This window comes from Micromonospora sp. NPDC048909 (genome assembly GCF_040649635.1).
In the GTDB taxonomy this organism is placed as follows: domain Bacteria; phylum Actinomycetota; class Actinomycetes; order Mycobacteriales; family Micromonosporaceae; genus Micromonospora.
The window spans coordinates 77,623-92,243 of record NZ_JBEZFU010000009.1; the positions used below are offsets into that span (position 1 = coordinate 77,623).

Sequence of the window (14,621 nt, forward strand, 5' to 3'; positions counted from 1 at the left end):
TCGGCGGGGGTGACAGGACCTCAGCCCGCGGGCTCCCGCCACATGGGCCAGAACGGCGTGCCGTCGGGCAGTCGGAACGGCTCGGCGACCCGGTAGCCGTGCCGCGCGTACAGGTCACGGCTGCTCTCGCTGCTCGCCTCCAGGTAGCCCGGCATCCGGTGGGCGTCCAGCCAAGCGTGGTGGTGGCGGAGCAGGGCGGTGCCCAGCCCCTGCCGCTGCCGCTCCGGTCGCACCGCCAGGAAGGCCAGGTGGTGATGGTCCTGGTGCGGATGATGGGCGGCGAAGAGTTCGTCGAGGTGTTGGAAGCGCTCGGTCCACTCGCCGCAGGCTGCGGCGAGCCGGGCGTCGTACGCCTCCGGCGGCGGGGCCGGCTCACCGACCGACGGAAACCAGACGGCCACCGCCGCCCGGTCCGCGGTGCCGTGCACCAAGCCGTGCCGCATCGCGTGCTCGACCAGGATCTCGAAGTTGCCGGCCAGGACCGCCTCCCGCTTGGCCGCGTCGGGCACCAGCCAGGCGGTCGCGTCGATCACGCTGAACGCCTCGGCGATCCGCCCGGCGACCAGCGCGGTCTCCGCCGGCCCGAGCCGCTCGATCTGCAGCTCGGTCATCGCCGCGCCTCCGCCTCGGTCGTGGTGCCTCCACCCGTACGCGGGACCGGCAGCGCCGCCGTCGCCGCGCTCTCCGCGCCCAGCCCGATCCGGGCGTACGTGTCCGGTCGACTGCCTCGCAGCACCAGCGCCCAGAGCACACCGAGCAGCGCCGCGACCGGGTAGGCGGCCGGAATCGCCCAACGCAGCGGCGAGTCCGGGGCCACGCCGAGCAGGTCGGCGAAGTTCGCCACGGCCAGCCAGACGATCACCAGAAGCGCGACGGTGGCCAGTCCCGGAGCGATGACCCGCCGCCAGAGCGTCTCGGGGGCGGCGCCCCGGGCGAAGAAGGCGATCACCGCGATCGAGGTGGTGGCGATCAGCAGCAGCACCCCGAACCCACCCGCCGTCCCGCCCCAGAAGAAGAGCTTGACCACCGGGTCCCAGCCGTTGGCCGCGTAGAGCAGGATCACCACGAGGCCCAGGACGGTCTGCGCGAGCGAGGCGGCCCGCGGCGCGCCGGAGCGCGGCGCGGTCCGCCCGAACACCGCCGGCAGCACCCGCTCCCGGCCGAGCGCGAACGCGTACCGGGCAGTGGTGTTGTGGAACGAGATCATGGCGGCCAGCACCGAGGTGAGGAAGAGCGCCTGACCGATGGCGACGGCGGTGTCGCCGAGGTGCGCGCCGGCCAGGTTGAAGATCAGCCCGACGCTCTGCTCGCCCGCCTCGGCGACGATCCGGTCCGGCCCGGTGGCCACCGTCATCGACCAGGACGACAGCGCGTAGAGCGCGGCGATGATGACGACCGAGAGGTACGTCGCCAGCGGCACCGTCCGCTTCGGATCCTTGGTCTCCTCGCTGAACACCACCGAGGACTCGAACCCGACGAAGCCGGTGGTGGCGAGCACCAGCAGCGCGCCGACGCCCGGCACGAACAGGTTCTCCGGCGAGAGCGCGGCCAGGCTGACCCCGCCCTCGGCCGGGTGGCTGAGCTGCCCCAGGTCGAAGACGAGGATCACCGCGATCTCGGCGATGAGCAGCGCCGCCAACACCATGCCGTTGATGTCCACCCGGAGCATGCCCAGCACCGCCACCATCGCCCAGGCGACCAGTGCCACCGCCCACCAGGCCGGGGTGATGCCGAAGAACCGGTCCAGGACCGGCTCGGCGGCGATGCCGATCGTGCCGTAGAGCCCGACCTGGAGGGCGTTGTAGGCGATCAGTGCCACCCAGGCCGCGCCGACCCCGGCCGGTCGGCCGAGGCCCCGGGAGATGTAGGCGTAGAAGGCGCCCGCGTTGGCCACTCGCCGGGACATCGCGACGTAGCCGACCGAGAAGAGGGCCAGCACCGCGGCGATCACCAGGAAGGCCAGCGGAATGCCGGTCACCCCGATGACGCCGTAGCCGGTGGTGACCACGCCGGCCACCACGGTCAGCGGCGCGGCGGCGGAGAGCACGAAGAAGATCACGGAGGGGACGCCGAGACGCCCCCGGGCCAGTGACTCGGAGACGTTGCTCGGTCGTTCGACGGTAGCTGTCGGGGGCATCGGCTGCTCCGATTCGCGAGGGAGGGGTGGGGGTGCCGGGTCAGGTGACGCGGCGCAGCACCGCCGCGCCGACCGCGGCCTCGGTGTGCGCGACGAGTTCCTTCAGCGGCGCGGGCAGCGCCGGGATGAGGACGTTGAGCCGGTGGTGGGCGCGCGGCCCGGCGCTCCACAGCACCTCGCGGGAGAGCCCCGCGGCCACGATCAGGCCGAGCAGCAGCGCGTCCGGGACGCTCGGCGGCTCGGGGCGGTCGAGCAGGGCGCGCAGTCGGGTCGCCGGCCAGGCCACCGCGTTCAGGTCGACCGGCAGATAACTGACCGAGGTTCGCAGCAGCCGGCGGGTCTCCTGGCGGCGCAGCACGCCGGCCCGGGCCAGCCGCTCGCCGACGGAGGCGACCGAGGTCTGGGCGAGGAAGCTCAGCCAGGTGCGGACCGCCTGGTGTTGCGGTTCGCCGACCAGTTGGTCGAGCACGGTGTGCGCGAGCGCGTCCGCCGGCGGGCGCCGGTCGAGCACGGTGACCAGCCCGTCGGTGACCATCACGTGTCCATACAGGAGCAGCTCACCGAGCAGCCCGGCGGCGAGACCGAGCCCGTTCGCGGCCGGATGGAGTTTCGCCTTGCCCCGGCTGTCGTTGTGGGCGATCAGGAAGAACTCGTCGGCGATGAGCAACGGTCCTCCTGAGCAGGGGTGTCCACAGTGATCCGCGACCGGAAAAGGATGCACCCGCCGCTTTCGCAATGCAACTCCCACTTTTGAAAGTTGCACTGCGTGCTCATGCGACCTGCGGATCTTGCCGTGGCAGACTCGCACGGTGACCGCCAGCCCTACCGTCCGCCGCCGCCGCATCGCCCGCGAACTCCGTCAGCTCCGCGAACGAGCGGGCATGACCCTCGATGTCGCCGCCCGCCAACTGGACATGTCGAAGAGCAACCTGTCCCGGATCGAGAACGCGCAGATCGGCATCAAACCGCGCGACGTGCGGGCCGCCCTCGCGCTCTACCAGGTGACCGGGGCCGACGCGGAGGCGCTGATCGAGATCGCCCGCGGGGCGCAGCAGCGCGGCTGGTGGCAGACCTACAGCGACGTGTTGCCCGAGTGGTTCGAGTTCTACGTCGGATTGGAGGCCGAGGCGGCGCAGCTGCGCACGTACGAGGCCGAGTCGGTGCCCGGCCTGCTGCAGACCGAGGCGTACGCCCGGGAGATCTACCGGCGCACCGCCGGCGAGGAGGGCCTGGAGCGCAAGGTGGCCGCCCGGCTGCACCGGCAGAACGTGCTGCGTCGGGACGACCCGGTGCGGCTGTCGGTGGTGCTGAACGAGGCGGTGCTGCTGCGCCCGGTCGGCGGCCCGGTCGTGATGGCCGAGCAGTTGGTCCACATGGGTCGGGTCGCCCAGTTACCCAACGTGACAATCCAGGTACTTCCATTCAGCGCTGGCGGGCACCCCGCCATGAGCACTCCGTACGTCGTCCTGAACTTCCCCGACGCCGCCGACGCGTCCGTGGTTTACCTGGATAACCTCACGTTAGGGCTGGCCTTGGAGGAAGCCGATCATGTGCGCGGGTATAGCCTGGTGCACGAGGAGCTGTGCCGGATGGCACTGGATCCGGCGGCGTCGTTGACCCGCCTGGCGGAGGCTGCTCGTTACTTTGCGTGACCCGCCTGACGCGGCGCACGCCAGCCCAGACGGGGGTACCGCGAATGAACGTGCTCGAGAAGAACCGGGTGCCTTGGCGCACCAGCTCCCGCAGCAGCGGTAACGGCAACTGCGTGGAGGTCGGCCCGACCGCCGGCCGGGTGGCGGTGCGGGACAGCAAGGACCGGTCCGGCCCGGTGCTGGTCTTCCCGCCGACGGCGTGGCGCGCCTTCGTCGCCGGCGTCGACGGGGTACGCCCCGACTGACCCGCCGGGGGCGGTGCGAGACTGGGCCGTGCTCTCCGACGTACGCCTGGACCTGCCGGTGCGGGCGGTGCTGCCGGCGACGGTCGCGGCCCTGCGCGCGAGCGGCGCCGCCGTCCTGGTGGCCCCACCGGGCACCGGCAAGACCACGCTCGCGCCGCTGGCCGTCGCCGACCAGGTCGACGGGCGGGTCCTGATCGCCCAGCCCCGTCGGGTGGCCGCGCGGGCGGCGGCCCGGCGGATGGCCGACCTGCTCGGTGAGCGGGTCGGCGGCCGGATCGGCTATGCGGTCCGCGGCGAACGGCGGGTCGGCCCGGACACCCGCGTCGAGGTCGTCACCACCGGGCTGCTGGTCCGCCGGTTGCAGCACGATCCCGAGCTGCCCGGCACCGGCGCGGTGCTGCTCGACGAGTGCCACGAGCGGCAGCTCGACGCCGACCTCGCGCTCGCCTTCGCGGTGGAGGCGCGCGGCGCGCTCCGCCCCGACCTGTGGCTGCTGGCCATGTCGGCCACCCCGCAGGCGGACCGGTTCGCCGCGCTGCTCGGCGGTGCGGCCACCCCCGCCCCGATCGTCCGGGCGGAGGCCGCGCTGCACCCGGTCACCCGGATCTGGGCGCCGCCGCCCCGGCCGGTGCTCGCGCCGGGGGCCGGCCCGGTGGACCGCGCCCTGCTCGACCACGTGGCGGCTACCGTCCGCCGGGCGCTGCGCGAGCACGAGGGCGACGTGCTGGTCTTCCTGCCCGGGGCGGGTGAGATCGCCGCGGTCGCCCGTCGACTGGGCGACCTGCCCGAGACCGTCGAGGTGCTGACGCTGCACGGCCGCCAGCGCGCCGCCGAGCAGGACGCGGCCCTGCGCCCACGCCCATCTCGGCCCGGCAGGTCCGACAGCGCGGCGCGTCCGGGATCGGACGCCGCCGGCAACCGCCGGGTGGTGCTGGCCACCGCGGTCGCCGAGAGCAGCCTGACCGTGCCCGGGGTGCGGATGGTGGTGGACGCCGGGCTGAGCCGGGTGGCCCGGATGGACCTGGCCCGCGGCCTCGGCGCGCTGGTCACCGTGCCGGTGTCCCGGGCTGCGGCCACCCAGCGCGCCGGCCGGGCCGGCCGCGAGGCACCCGGATACGTCTACCGCTGCTGGTCGGCGGCGATCCATGAGCGGCTGCCCGCACAGCCGGAGCCGGAGATCGCCACGGCGGACCTCACCGGCTTCGCCCTGGACCTGGCCGCCTGGGGCCGCCCGGACGGGACCGGGCTGGCGTTGCCCGACCCGCCGCCGGCGGCGGCGATGACGGTCGCCCGGGACACCCTCACCACCCTCGGCGCGGTCGACGCGGCGGGCCGGATCACCGGACGGGGCCGGGCGATCGCCGCCGCGGGCGCCCACCCCCGGCTGGCCCGGGCGCTGCTCGACGGAGCCGACCGGGTCGGCGCCGATCGGGCGGCCGAGGTGGTCGCGCTGCTCGCCGAGGACACGGTCGCCGGCCCGGGCGACGACCTGACGGCCGCCTGGCGCCGGCTGCGCGACGGTGTCGTCCCGGCGGCCACCGCGCGCTGGCGCTCCGAGGTACGCCGGCTGCGCGCCAGCCTGCCCGCGGCGACCGGCGGTACCGGGGCGGGGTCCACCGCGGACGCGGGCCGGGACGCCGAGCAATCCGGCCGGGGCGGCACCCGACCGGCGCGCCCACCGGGATCGGCTGGTGCCGGCGGCCAGCGACGGTCCGGCTCGCAGTGGCTGCCGGATGACCTCGCCGCCGGGCTGCTGGTCGGGCTGGCCCACCCGGAGCGGCTCGCCCGGGTGCGCCGCCCCGGCGGGTCGTCGTACCTGATGACCGGCGGCACCGAGGCGGAGCTGACGCCCGGGTCGGGGCTGGCCGGGTCGCAGTGGCTGGCGGTGGCCGTGGCCGACCGCTCCCCCGGCGCGCCGAGCGCGCGGATCCGGCTCGCCACCGCGCTCGACGAGGCCACCGCCCGGGAGGCGGGCGGGCCGATGCTGCGCACCGAACGGGAGGTCGGCTGGTCCGGCGCCGACGTGGTGGCCCGGGAGGTGGTCCGGCTCGGCGCGGTCGAGCTGGTCGAGCGCCCGTTGACCCGCCCCGACCCGGCGGAGGTCGGCGAGGCCCTGCTGACCGGGCTGCGCCGCACGGGGCTGGGCCTGCTGGACTGGACCCCGGCTGCCCGGGCGCTGCGCGAACGGCTGGCGTTCTGCCGGCACGCGCTCGGCGACGAGTGGCCGGACGTCGACGACGCCGCGCTGCTCGCCGCCGCTCCGGTCTGGCTGGGCCCGGAGTTGGCCCGCGCGCGGCGCCGGGCGGACCTGGCCCGGGTGGACGTCTCGGCCGCCCTTCGCCGGCTGCTGCCCTGGGCCCTGGCGGCCCGCCTGGACGAGGTCGCCCCGGAGCGGCTCACCGTGCCCACCGGCTCCCGGATCCGGGTGGACTACGCGGACCCGGCCGCGCCGGTGCTGGCGGTGAAGTTGCAGGAGACCTTCGGCTGGCGGGACGCTCCCCGGATCGCGGGCGGGCGGGTGCCCGTGCTGTTGCACCTGCTCTCACCGGCCGGCCGTCCGGTCGCGGTCACCGCGGACCTGGCCTCCTTCTGGCGGGTGGGCTATCCGCAGGTCCGGGCCGAGCTGCGGGGTCGCTATCCCCGGCATCCCTGGCCGGAGGATCCGAGCACCGCGACGCCGACCCGGCACGCCACCCCGCGCCGACGCTGAGCGCCCGTCACTCCTCGACGACGTCGGCGACGACCACCGTGACGTTGTCCGGGCCGCCGGCGCGCAGCGCCAGGTCGATCAGCCGGCGGGCGCACTCGGCCCGGTCCGGATGCTCCGCCAGCACCTCGGCCAGGGTGTCCGGACGGACCACGTTGGAGAGCCCGTCGCTGCACAGCAGCCACCGGTCGCCGTCCCGGGGCACCATCGTCGCGTACGACGGGGAGACCTCGTCGCCCTGCAGGGCCTGGGTCACCACGGCCCGCCGCGGGTGGCTGCTGGCCTGGTCAGGAGTGATGAGGCCCTGGTCGACCAGCATCTGTACGAAGGTGTCGTCCCGGGTGATCTGCTTGAGCACGCCCTCGCGGTAGAGGTAGGCGCGGGAGTCGCCGATGTGGGCGAGCGCCAGGCAGCTGCCGGTGCGAGCGAAGAGCAGGGCGGTGAGCGTGGTGCCCATGCCCTGCCGCTCCGGATCCTCGCTGACCGCCTGGCGGATCCGCGTGGTGGCCAGCTCGATGCCGCTCTGCAGGGCGGCCACCAGTGCGTCCTCCGGGGTCTCGACGTCCAGCGGCGCCACCGCGTCGATGGTGATCGCGCTGGCCAGGTCACCGGCCGCCATGCCGCCCATGCCGTCGGCGACGGCGACCAGCCAGGTGCCGGCGTGCAGGGCGTCCTGGTTTCCGCTGCGGATCAGCCCACGGTCGCTCGTTCCCACGGAACGCAGCTTCAGGGTCATGGGAGGCAGCCTGCCAGGCGAAGGGCGCAGTTGTCTCTAGGAGATCACGCCGACGCCGCGTGGCGCGGCGAATCTCACTGTCCTCCGCCGACTTCCGACGGGTCACGGATCGCCGCAGTTCATCAAGCAGGATCGATTGACAGCGCCGCCGACCACTGGAAACATCGACCGGACAAGCTGGGAGCGCTCCCAGCTCAACTGCGGCCCGCCACCACCGATCCGCCCACCGTCCCGGAAGGACCCCCCGTGAAGCCATCCCGACGCCGCCGCGCGCTGCTCGCCGCGGCGACCACCCTGGCCCTCACCGGCGTCGGCGCCGGCCCGGCCCAGGCCGAGCCGCCACCGGACGCACCGGAACAGATCGACAACGGCGACTTCAGCACCGGCATCGCCCCCTGGTTCTCCTACGGCACCGGCCCGCTCGGGATCACCGACGGCCGGCTCTGCGCCACCGTCCCCGGCGGGCTGGCCAACCCGTGGGACGCCGGCATCGGCCAGGACGGCGTGGCGCTGACCGCCGGCGCCGAGTACGCCCTCGCCTTCGACGTCTCCGCCAGCCCCGGCACCCCGGTCACCGCGGTGCTGCAACTGGGCAGCGCGCCCTACACCGGCTACGCCAGCGTCACCGTCACCGCCGGCGGCACCGCCCAGCGGGTCGAGCGAACCTTCACCGTTCCGGACGACAACCCCTCCGCGCAGCTGATCTTCCAGGTCGGCGGGAGCGCCGACGAGCAGACCGCCTGCCTGGACAACGTCTCGCTGCGCGGCGGCGAGCCGCCTGAGCCGTACGAGCCGGACACCGGGCCGCGGGTGCGGGTCAACCAGGTCGGCTACCTTCCCGGCGGGCCGAAGAACGCCACCGTGGTCACCGACGCGACCGAGCCGCTGCCCTGGCAGCTGCGCTCCGCCACCGGCGCGGTGCTGGCGAGCGGCAGCACCGACGCGCGCGGGGTGGACCCCGCCTCCGGCCAGAACGTGCAGAGCATCGACTTCTCCGCGTACCGCACCCCCGGCGCCGGGCTGACCCTGGTGGCCGACGGCGAAACCAGCCACCCGTTCGACATCTCCGGCACCCTCTACGACCGGCTGCGCGCCGACTCGCTCCAGTTCTTCTACGCCCAGCGCAGCGGCATCGCCATCGACGGCGAACTGCTCGGCCCGGAGTACGCCCGCCCGGCCGGGCACGTCGGCGTCGCGCCCAACCAGGGCGACACCGACGTGCCCTGCCAACCCGGCGTCTGCGACTACCGGCTCGACGTGCGCGGCGGCTGGTACGACGCCGGCGACCACGGCAAGTACGTGGTCAACGGCGGCATCGCCACCTACCAGCTGCTGAACGCGTTCGAGCGGACCAAGACGGCGGCCACCGCGGACGGCGGGACCGCGCTCGGCGACGGCACCCTGCGGGTGCCCGAACGCGGCAACGGGGTGCCGGACGTCCTCGACGAGGCCCGCTGGGAGCTGGAGTTCCTGCTGCGCATGCAGGTGCGCGCCGGCCGGCCGCTCGCCGGCATGGCCCACCACAAGATCCACGACCGGAACTGGACCGGCCTGCCGCTGGCGCCGCAGGACGACCCGCAGCCGCGCGAGCTGCACCCGCCGTCCACCGCCGCCACCCTCAACCTGGCCGCCACCGCGGCCCAGTGCGCCCGCCTCTACGCCTCCTACGACGCCGCGTTCGCCGCCCGCTGCCGTGCCGCGGCCACCACCGCCTACGCGGCGGCCAAGGCCAACCCCACCCGGTACGCGAGCCCGACCGACAGCACCGGCGGCGGGGCGTACGACGACTCGAACGTCACCGACGAGTTCTACTGGGCGGCGGTGGAGCTGTGGCTGACCACCGGCGCGCCGGCCTATCTGAGCGACCTGACCGCGTCACCACAGCACACCGCGGACGTCTTCCACCCGCGCGGCTTCGGCTGGCAGGGCGTCGCCGCGCTGGGCCGGCTCGACCTGGCCACCGTGCCGAACGCGCTGCCCGCGGCCGAGCTGGCCCGGGTGCGCGCCTCGGTCACCGCCGCCGCCGACGAGTACCTCACCGAGCTGGACCGGCAGGCCTACGGGCTGCCGCTGCCGGGCGACGCCGGGAGCTACGTCTGGGGTGGCAACAGCAACATCATCAACAACGCCGTCGTGCTGGCCACCGCCTTCGACCTGACCGGGGACGCGCGCTACCGGGACGGGGCGGTGCAGGCGGCGGACTACCTCTTCGGCCGCAACGCGCTCAACATCTCGTACGTGACCGGGTGGGGCGAGCACGCCGCGCAGAACCAGCACAGCCGGATCTTCGCCCACCAGCTCGACCCCGCCTCGCCGCACCCGCCCGCCGGTTCGTTGGCCGGCGGGGCGAACGCCGCCCTCCAGGATCCGTTCGCCGCGCAGCTGCTCGCCGGCTGTGCGCCGATGTTCTGCTACGTCGACGACATCAACTCGTACGCGACCAACGAGGTGGCGATCAACTGGAACTCGGCGCTGGCCTGGATCGCGTCGTTCCTCGCCGACCAGGGCGAGGCCGGTGCGGTGCCGGCGGCGACCTGCGCGGTCACGTACACCAACCACGGCACCTGGCAGGGCGGCACCGGGTTCACCGCCCAGTTGACCGTCCGCAACACCGGCGCGACGGTGGTGAACGGCTGGACCGTCCGGTTCGCGTTCACCGGCGACCAGAAGGTGCGCGAGGCGTGGCTGGCGAAGGTGACCCAGGCCGGCGCCACGGTGACCGCCCGGAACGAGTCGTACAACGCCCGGATCAACCCCGACGGCACGGTGACCTTCGGGTTCAACGCGACCACCGGCGGCGGCGCGAACCCGCCCCCCGGCCTGGTCACGGTGAACGGCACCAGGTGCACATCGTCCTGAGCACCCCCGCCCCGGCGCGACCCCGGTCGCGCCGGGGCGGACCCGTGCTGGCGGGCCCGGCCTACCGTTCCGGTCATGGACACCTCTCTGTGGCTCGCGATCGGCGCGCCGCTCGCCCTCGCCGCTGTGGTGGTGGTGACGATGCTGGTGGCGCGCCGACGGCGACGGCGGGCCCGGGCCGGCCGGGAGGAGACGCTGCGGATCGCGCGCCAGGCGATCCGGCAGAGTCGGCGGGACGTGGGCCGCCGCTCCCGGGGCAGCACCCGGGGCAAGGGCTACGGTGGCAACGACGGTCTGGCCACCGACGCCGGCGTCACGAGCGAATCCGGCGGCGCCCCCTGACGATCGGTTCGGCACGATCGTCCGCGCCGGCCCGGACAAGGTTTGACGCCGGCGGCAGTGACCCGGTGGGGCGCCGGACGGCTGTGACCGGCGTCGCGCCCGTCGGGCACTCCCCAGCCGAGGGTGCGGACCTACGGTCGAGCCATGCCCGGTCCCGCGCGCGCCGCCGTCCGTAGGCGACGCTGATGGCCTCGCCGCTGCCGCCGCCCGGGCACCTGCGCACCCTGGCGTTGGCCACCCTGGCGAACACGGTCGGGCTCGGCCTCTGGCTGACCGGGTCCGCGCTCTATCTCACCCGGGTCGTCGGACTGAGCCCGGCCGCGGTGGGCGCGGGCCTGACCGTCGCCGGGCTGGTCGGGCTCACCGCGAGCGTGCCGCTGGGCGCGCTCGCCGACCGGTACGACCCGCGTACCCTGCGGGCCGCACTTCAGCTGCTACAGGCCACCGTCGCCGCGTCGTACCTGCTGGTGGGCTCATTCCCGGTGTTCCTCGCGGTGGCGGTGCTGGACGCGCTGCTGGTCTCGGGCAACCTCGCCATCCGGGCGGCGCTGGTCGCCGCGGTGGGCGGTCCACAGGGGCGGGTGCACGCCTTCGCCACCCTGCGCGCGGTGGCCAACCTCGGCATCGCGCTCGGCGCCGGGCTGGCCGCCTTCGCGCTCGCGGCGGACACACCGGTCGCTTACCACCTGCTGGTGCTCGGGAACGTGGCGAGCTATCTGGTCTCCGCGGCGCTGATCATGCGGCTGCCGGCGTTTCCGCCGGCCCGCGTCGCCGGCGGGCCGCCCCGGGTCGGTCGCGCGCTGCGGGACGGGCCGTTCCTGGCGGTGAGCGGCGCGTCGGCACTGCTCTCGCTGCACTGGGTGGTGCTCACCCTGGTGCTGCCGCTCTGGGCGGTGAACCGGGCCGGCGCGCCACCGGTGACGGTGTCGGCGGTCCTGCTGGTCAACACGGTGCTCACCGTGCTGCTCGCGGTCCGGCTGAGCCGCGGCGCCCGACGTGCCCTGCCGGCCGCCCGCACCATGCGCCGCGCCGGGCTGGTGCTCGCGGCGGCCATGCTGCTCTACGCCGCCGCCGGCGTCGCGCCATCCGGTCTGGCGATCGGGTTGCTGCTGCTCGGCACGGCCGTCTACACGGTGGGCGACCTGTGGCACGGCACGGCTGGCGCCGGGCTCGCCTACGAGTTGGCCGACCCGGCCGCGATCGGCGCCTACCAGGGGGTGGACGGGCTGCTCGCCGGCCTGACCCGGGCGGCCGGACCGGCCCTGCTGACCTGGGCGGTCCTCGACGGCGGCGGCGCCGGCTGGATCGGGCTGGTCGCCCTCTTCGCCCTGGTGGGCCTGCTCGTGCCGGGGCTCACCCGGTGGGCGCTGCGCAACCGGCCCGCCGGTGCGCCCGGTCGGGACGCGACGCCGCCGGCCGGGCTCGCCACGGCGACGCCCGGTCGGGACGCGACGCCGCCGGCCGGGCTCGCCACGGCGACGGCCGGGCAGGATGACGCCGAGCATCCGCGGTCGTCGTTGTAGGAGCATGTCAGCCATGACCGCTGCGCAGCACCTGACCGTCCGGCCCGGTGACCCCACGGACGCGCCCGCCGTCCTGCGCCTGCTCGACGACGCGACCGCCTGGCTCGTGGCGCGGGGCCGGACCGGCCAGTGGGGCACCGAGCCGGCCTCGGCGGATCCCCGCCGGATCGCCCAGGCGGACGCGTGGGCGGGGTCGGGCGGGCTGTGGCTGGCGATGCTCGGCGAACGCCCGGTCGGCGCCCTGGTGGTGGGCGCGGCCACCGAGTACGTGCCGGCCGCCACGGAGCCGGAGGTGTACGTGAACCTGCTGGTCACCGACCGCGCGTACGCCGGCCAGGCGATCGGGGGCCGGTTGCTGGCGCAGGCCGCCGAGCTGGCCCGCGACCGTGGCGTCGGGCTGCTCCGGGTGGACTGCTACGCCGGCGGCGACGGCGCGCTGGTGCGGTGGTACGAGCGGCAGGGCTTCACCCGCACCGACCCGTTCACCGTCCGGCGCCCGGGCCGGGAGCCGTGGCCCGGCCAGGTGCTCGCCCGCCGCCTGCCCTGACTCCCGTCCCCGCCCACCGGCGGCGACGGCTCAGCCGATCTCCTCGTCCACGAAGCACCAGCGCCAGGACTCCCCCGGCTCGACGGAGCGCATCACCGGGTGCGAGGTCTGCTCGAAGTGCTTGGTCGCGTGCCGGTTGGGCGAGGAGTCGCAGCAGCCGACGTGCCCGCAGCTGAGGCACGCCCGCAAGTGCACCCAGTCGGCGTTGCCGATCGCCACGCAGTCCGGGCACTCCCCGGTGGCCCGCGGCTCGGCCGTGCCGGCCTCGGTCAGATGCTGGCAGCTCATTCGCCACCCTCCTGCTTCAACAACGATTCCTCCAGGTCCAGATCACGATAGGCCCGCACGAGCACCTCCTCGGGGATCCGGCCGCTGTCCCGGGCGACCCGGAACACCTCCCGCTCGGCGTCGATCATCTCCTGCCGCAGTCGCCCGTACGCCTGGGAGGGGGTCTCCCGTTCGGCGCTGCCGAGACGCTCCCAGGCCATGTTGGTGCGATCGTCCACCGCCCGGCGCAGCCGGTTCACCACCGGCTTCGGAGCGGTGTCGGCCAGCTCGTCGAGGCGTTCCCGGGCCGCCCGGCTGGCCAGCTGCTGCACCCCGGCGGCGGAGAGCGCGTCCTGGACCGCGTCGTCCGGGGGCAGCTTGAGCCGTCGCGCCACCGCCGGCAGGGTGGCGCCCTGACCGACCAGGGTCACCACGATCACCGCGAAGGCCAGCCAGATGAAGAGCGCCCGGGGGTACGGCGCCCCGTCGGCCAGGGTGAGCGGCAGCGCGAGCGCGGCCGCCAGGGTCACCACGCCGCGCATTCCCGCCCAGCCGACCACGGCCGGATACTTCGCGGGCTTCGCCAGCTTCGCCTCCCCGCGCCGGAGCCGGGGCACCAACCGGGTGAGGTAGGTCACCGGGAAGAGCCAGACGAAGCGGGCCACGATGACGACGCCGAGCACCGCCGCGGTGAGCCCGACCACCCGAGCGGCCGGCTCGTCCAGATCCTGCAGCACGTCCGGCAGTTGAAGGCCGACCAGCAGGAAGACCAGCCCCTCCAGGAGGAACCGGACCAGCCGCCAGACCGCGCCCACCTGAAGCCGGGACGCGGCCGACAGCAGTCGTGGCAGCTTGTGGCCCAGGGCGAGCCCGGTGACCACCACGGCGACCACTCCGGAGGCGTGGATCTCCTCGGCGGTGAAGACCACCGCGAACGGGATGATCAGCGACAGCGCGTTGTCCAGCAGCGGATCGCTGATCCGCTTGTGCACGAAACCGAAGACCAGCGCGCCGAGCGCGCCGATCAGCACGCCACCGCCGGCCGACACGAGCACCTCCCTGGTCACCTCGGCCACCCCGACCGCCGAGCCGACGGCGGCCAGGACGGCGACCCGGAACAGCACCAGCGCTGTGGCGTCGTTGAGCAGGCTCTCGCCCTCGAGGATGGTGACCACCCGGCGGGGCAGCCCGATCCGGCGGGCCACCGCCGTCGCGGCGACCGCGTCCGGCGGGGCGACCACCGCGCCGAGGGCCAGGCAGGCGGCGAACGGCACCGCGGGCAGCAGCAGATGCAGCACCAACCCGACCGCGACCGCGGTGAAGAGCACCAGCCCGACGGCGAGCAGCAGGATCGGGCGCAGGTTGTGCCGGAACGCCGGCACGGAGGTCTCCAGCGCCGCCACATAGAGCAGCGGCGGCAGGATCCCGACCAGCACCAGCTCGGGTTCGAGCCGGACGTGCGGGAAGCCGGGCACGAAGGAGAGCACGAGACCCGCCACCACCAGGACGATCGGCGCCAGCAGCCCGAGCTTGCGGGCCAGCGCGGCGCCGAGGGTCGCGACCGCCAGGAAGACGACGACCTCGAAGAGTCCCTCCATGGGGTAGG

General features: G+C 74.8%; 13 protein-coding genes. 7 read left to right on the forward strand and 6 right to left on the reverse strand.

Annotated features, from left to right (window positions below; translation table 11 throughout):
* Positions 1-20 precede the first annotated feature (20 nt).
* Genes AB0C04_RS23260 through AB0C04_RS23270 form a run of 3 tightly spaced genes read right to left on the reverse strand, consistent with a single transcriptional unit; the run spans position 21 to position 2,804 of the window.
* A complete protein-coding gene (locus AB0C04_RS23260; protein ID WP_357057964.1) occupies positions 21-611 on the reverse strand; it encodes a GNAT family N-acetyltransferase in 591 nt (196 codons plus the stop codon).
* Positions 608-2,137, reverse strand: coding sequence for an APC family permease (locus tag AB0C04_RS23265; protein ID WP_357057966.1), 1,530 nt, complete (start codon positions 2,135-2,137; stop codon positions 608-610). The genes AB0C04_RS23260 and AB0C04_RS23265 overlap by 4 nt, the downstream gene beginning before the upstream one ends.
* Positions 2,138-2,177: 40 nt before the next feature.
* Positions 2,178-2,804: a GPP34 family phosphoprotein gene (locus tag AB0C04_RS23270; RefSeq protein ID WP_357057968.1), complete on the reverse strand. Its 627-nt coding sequence runs from the start codon at positions 2,802-2,804 to the stop codon at positions 2,178-2,180.
* A gap of 142 nt (positions 2,805-2,946) precedes the next feature.
* Between AB0C04_RS23270 and AB0C04_RS23275 the strand changes: the two genes are divergently transcribed.
* The 3 genes from AB0C04_RS23275 to AB0C04_RS23285 are packed head-to-tail and all read left to right on the forward strand — an operon-like array spanning position 2,947 to position 6,744.
* The gene (locus AB0C04_RS23275; RefSeq protein WP_350873066.1) at positions 2,947-3,789 is read left to right on the forward strand and encodes a helix-turn-helix transcriptional regulator; all 843 of its coding nucleotides are present in this window, start codon (positions 2,947-2,949) and stop codon (positions 3,787-3,789) included.
* 44 nt (positions 3,790-3,833) lie between these two features.
* Positions 3,834-4,034, forward strand: coding sequence for a DUF397 domain-containing protein (locus AB0C04_RS23280; RefSeq protein WP_357057970.1), 201 nt, complete (start codon positions 3,834-3,836; stop codon positions 4,032-4,034).
* Between the two features lie 28 nt (positions 4,035-4,062).
* Entirely contained in the window at positions 4,063-6,744 is a 2,682-nt protein-coding gene (locus AB0C04_RS23285) for an ATP-dependent helicase C-terminal domain-containing protein (RefSeq protein ID WP_357058262.1), read from the forward strand.
* Positions 6,745-6,751: 7 nt separating this feature from the next.
* Here AB0C04_RS23285 and AB0C04_RS23290 read toward each other — a convergent pair whose 3' ends face one another.
* Positions 6,752-7,477: a protein phosphatase 2C domain-containing protein gene (locus tag AB0C04_RS23290; RefSeq protein WP_357057972.1), complete on the reverse strand. Its 726-nt coding sequence runs from the start codon at positions 7,475-7,477 to the stop codon at positions 6,752-6,754.
* Between the two features lie 246 nt (positions 7,478-7,723).
* On the opposite strand from AB0C04_RS23290, the gene AB0C04_RS23295 reads away from it, so the two are divergent.
* From AB0C04_RS23295 to AB0C04_RS23310, 4 genes are all read left to right on the forward strand, one after another.
* Positions 7,724-10,336: a glycoside hydrolase family 9 protein gene (locus AB0C04_RS23295; RefSeq protein ID WP_357057974.1), complete on the forward strand. Its 2,613-nt coding sequence runs from the start codon at positions 7,724-7,726 to the stop codon at positions 10,334-10,336.
* Between the two features lie 75 nt (positions 10,337-10,411).
* Positions 10,412-10,678 (forward strand): hypothetical protein, encoded by a 267-nt coding sequence (locus AB0C04_RS23300; protein WP_357057976.1) that lies wholly within the window; start codon positions 10,412-10,414, stop codon positions 10,676-10,678.
* Positions 10,679-10,863: 185 nt separating this feature from the next.
* The gene (locus AB0C04_RS23305) at positions 10,864-12,201 is read left to right on the forward strand and encodes an MFS transporter (RefSeq protein WP_357057978.1); all 1,338 of its coding nucleotides are present in this window, start codon (positions 10,864-10,866) and stop codon (positions 12,199-12,201) included.
* A 13-nt stretch (positions 12,202-12,214) separates the two neighbouring features.
* Positions 12,215-12,748, forward strand: a complete 534-nt coding sequence (locus AB0C04_RS23310; RefSeq protein ID WP_357057980.1) for a GNAT family N-acetyltransferase — start codon at positions 12,215-12,217, stop codon at positions 12,746-12,748.
* A gap of 30 nt (positions 12,749-12,778) precedes the next feature.
* Here AB0C04_RS23310 and AB0C04_RS23315 read toward each other — a convergent pair whose 3' ends face one another.
* Together AB0C04_RS23315 and AB0C04_RS23320 are read right to left on the reverse strand one after the other, a co-directional pair.
* Positions 12,779-13,036, reverse strand: coding sequence for a UBP-type zinc finger domain-containing protein (locus AB0C04_RS23315; RefSeq protein WP_357057982.1), 258 nt, complete (start codon positions 13,034-13,036; stop codon positions 12,779-12,781).
* Positions 13,033-14,613, reverse strand: a complete 1,581-nt coding sequence (locus AB0C04_RS23320) for a Na+/H+ antiporter (RefSeq protein ID WP_357057984.1) — start codon at positions 14,611-14,613, stop codon at positions 13,033-13,035. The genes AB0C04_RS23315 and AB0C04_RS23320 overlap by 4 nt, the downstream gene beginning before the upstream one ends.
* Between the last annotated feature and the right edge of the window lie 8 nt (positions 14,614-14,621).

What these genes read in the sequence shown, in the direction of transcription:
- AB0C04_RS23260 (WP_357057964.1), bottom strand. Translation starts at nt 611, where the DNA reads ATGACCGAGCTGCAGATCGAGCGGCTCGGGCCGGCGGAGACCGCGCTG.
- AB0C04_RS23265 (WP_357057966.1), bottom strand. Translation starts at nt 2,137, where the DNA reads ATGCCCCCGACAGCTACCGTCGAACGACCGAGCAACGTCTCCGAGTCA.
- AB0C04_RS23280 (WP_357057970.1), top strand. Translation starts at nt 3,834, where the DNA reads ATGAACGTGCTCGAGAAGAACCGGGTGCCTTGGCGCACCAGCTCCCGC.
- AB0C04_RS23290 (WP_357057972.1), bottom strand. Translation starts at nt 7,477, where the DNA reads ATGACCCTGAAGCTGCGTTCCGTGGGAACGAGCGACCGTGGGCTGATC.
- AB0C04_RS23300 (WP_357057976.1), top strand. Translation starts at nt 10,412, where the DNA reads ATGGACACCTCTCTGTGGCTCGCGATCGGCGCGCCGCTCGCCCTCGCC.
- AB0C04_RS23305 (WP_357057978.1), top strand. Translation starts at nt 10,864, where the DNA reads ATGGCCTCGCCGCTGCCGCCGCCCGGGCACCTGCGCACCCTGGCGTTG.
- AB0C04_RS23310 (WP_357057980.1), top strand. Translation starts at nt 12,215, where the DNA reads ATGACCGCTGCGCAGCACCTGACCGTCCGGCCCGGTGACCCCACGGAC.
- AB0C04_RS23315 (WP_357057982.1), bottom strand. Translation starts at nt 13,036, where the DNA reads ATGAGCTGCCAGCATCTGACCGAGGCCGGCACGGCCGAGCCGCGGGCC.
- AB0C04_RS23320 (WP_357057984.1), bottom strand. Translation starts at nt 14,613, where the DNA reads ATGGAGGGACTCTTCGAGGTCGTCGTCTTCCTGGCGGTCGCGACCCTC.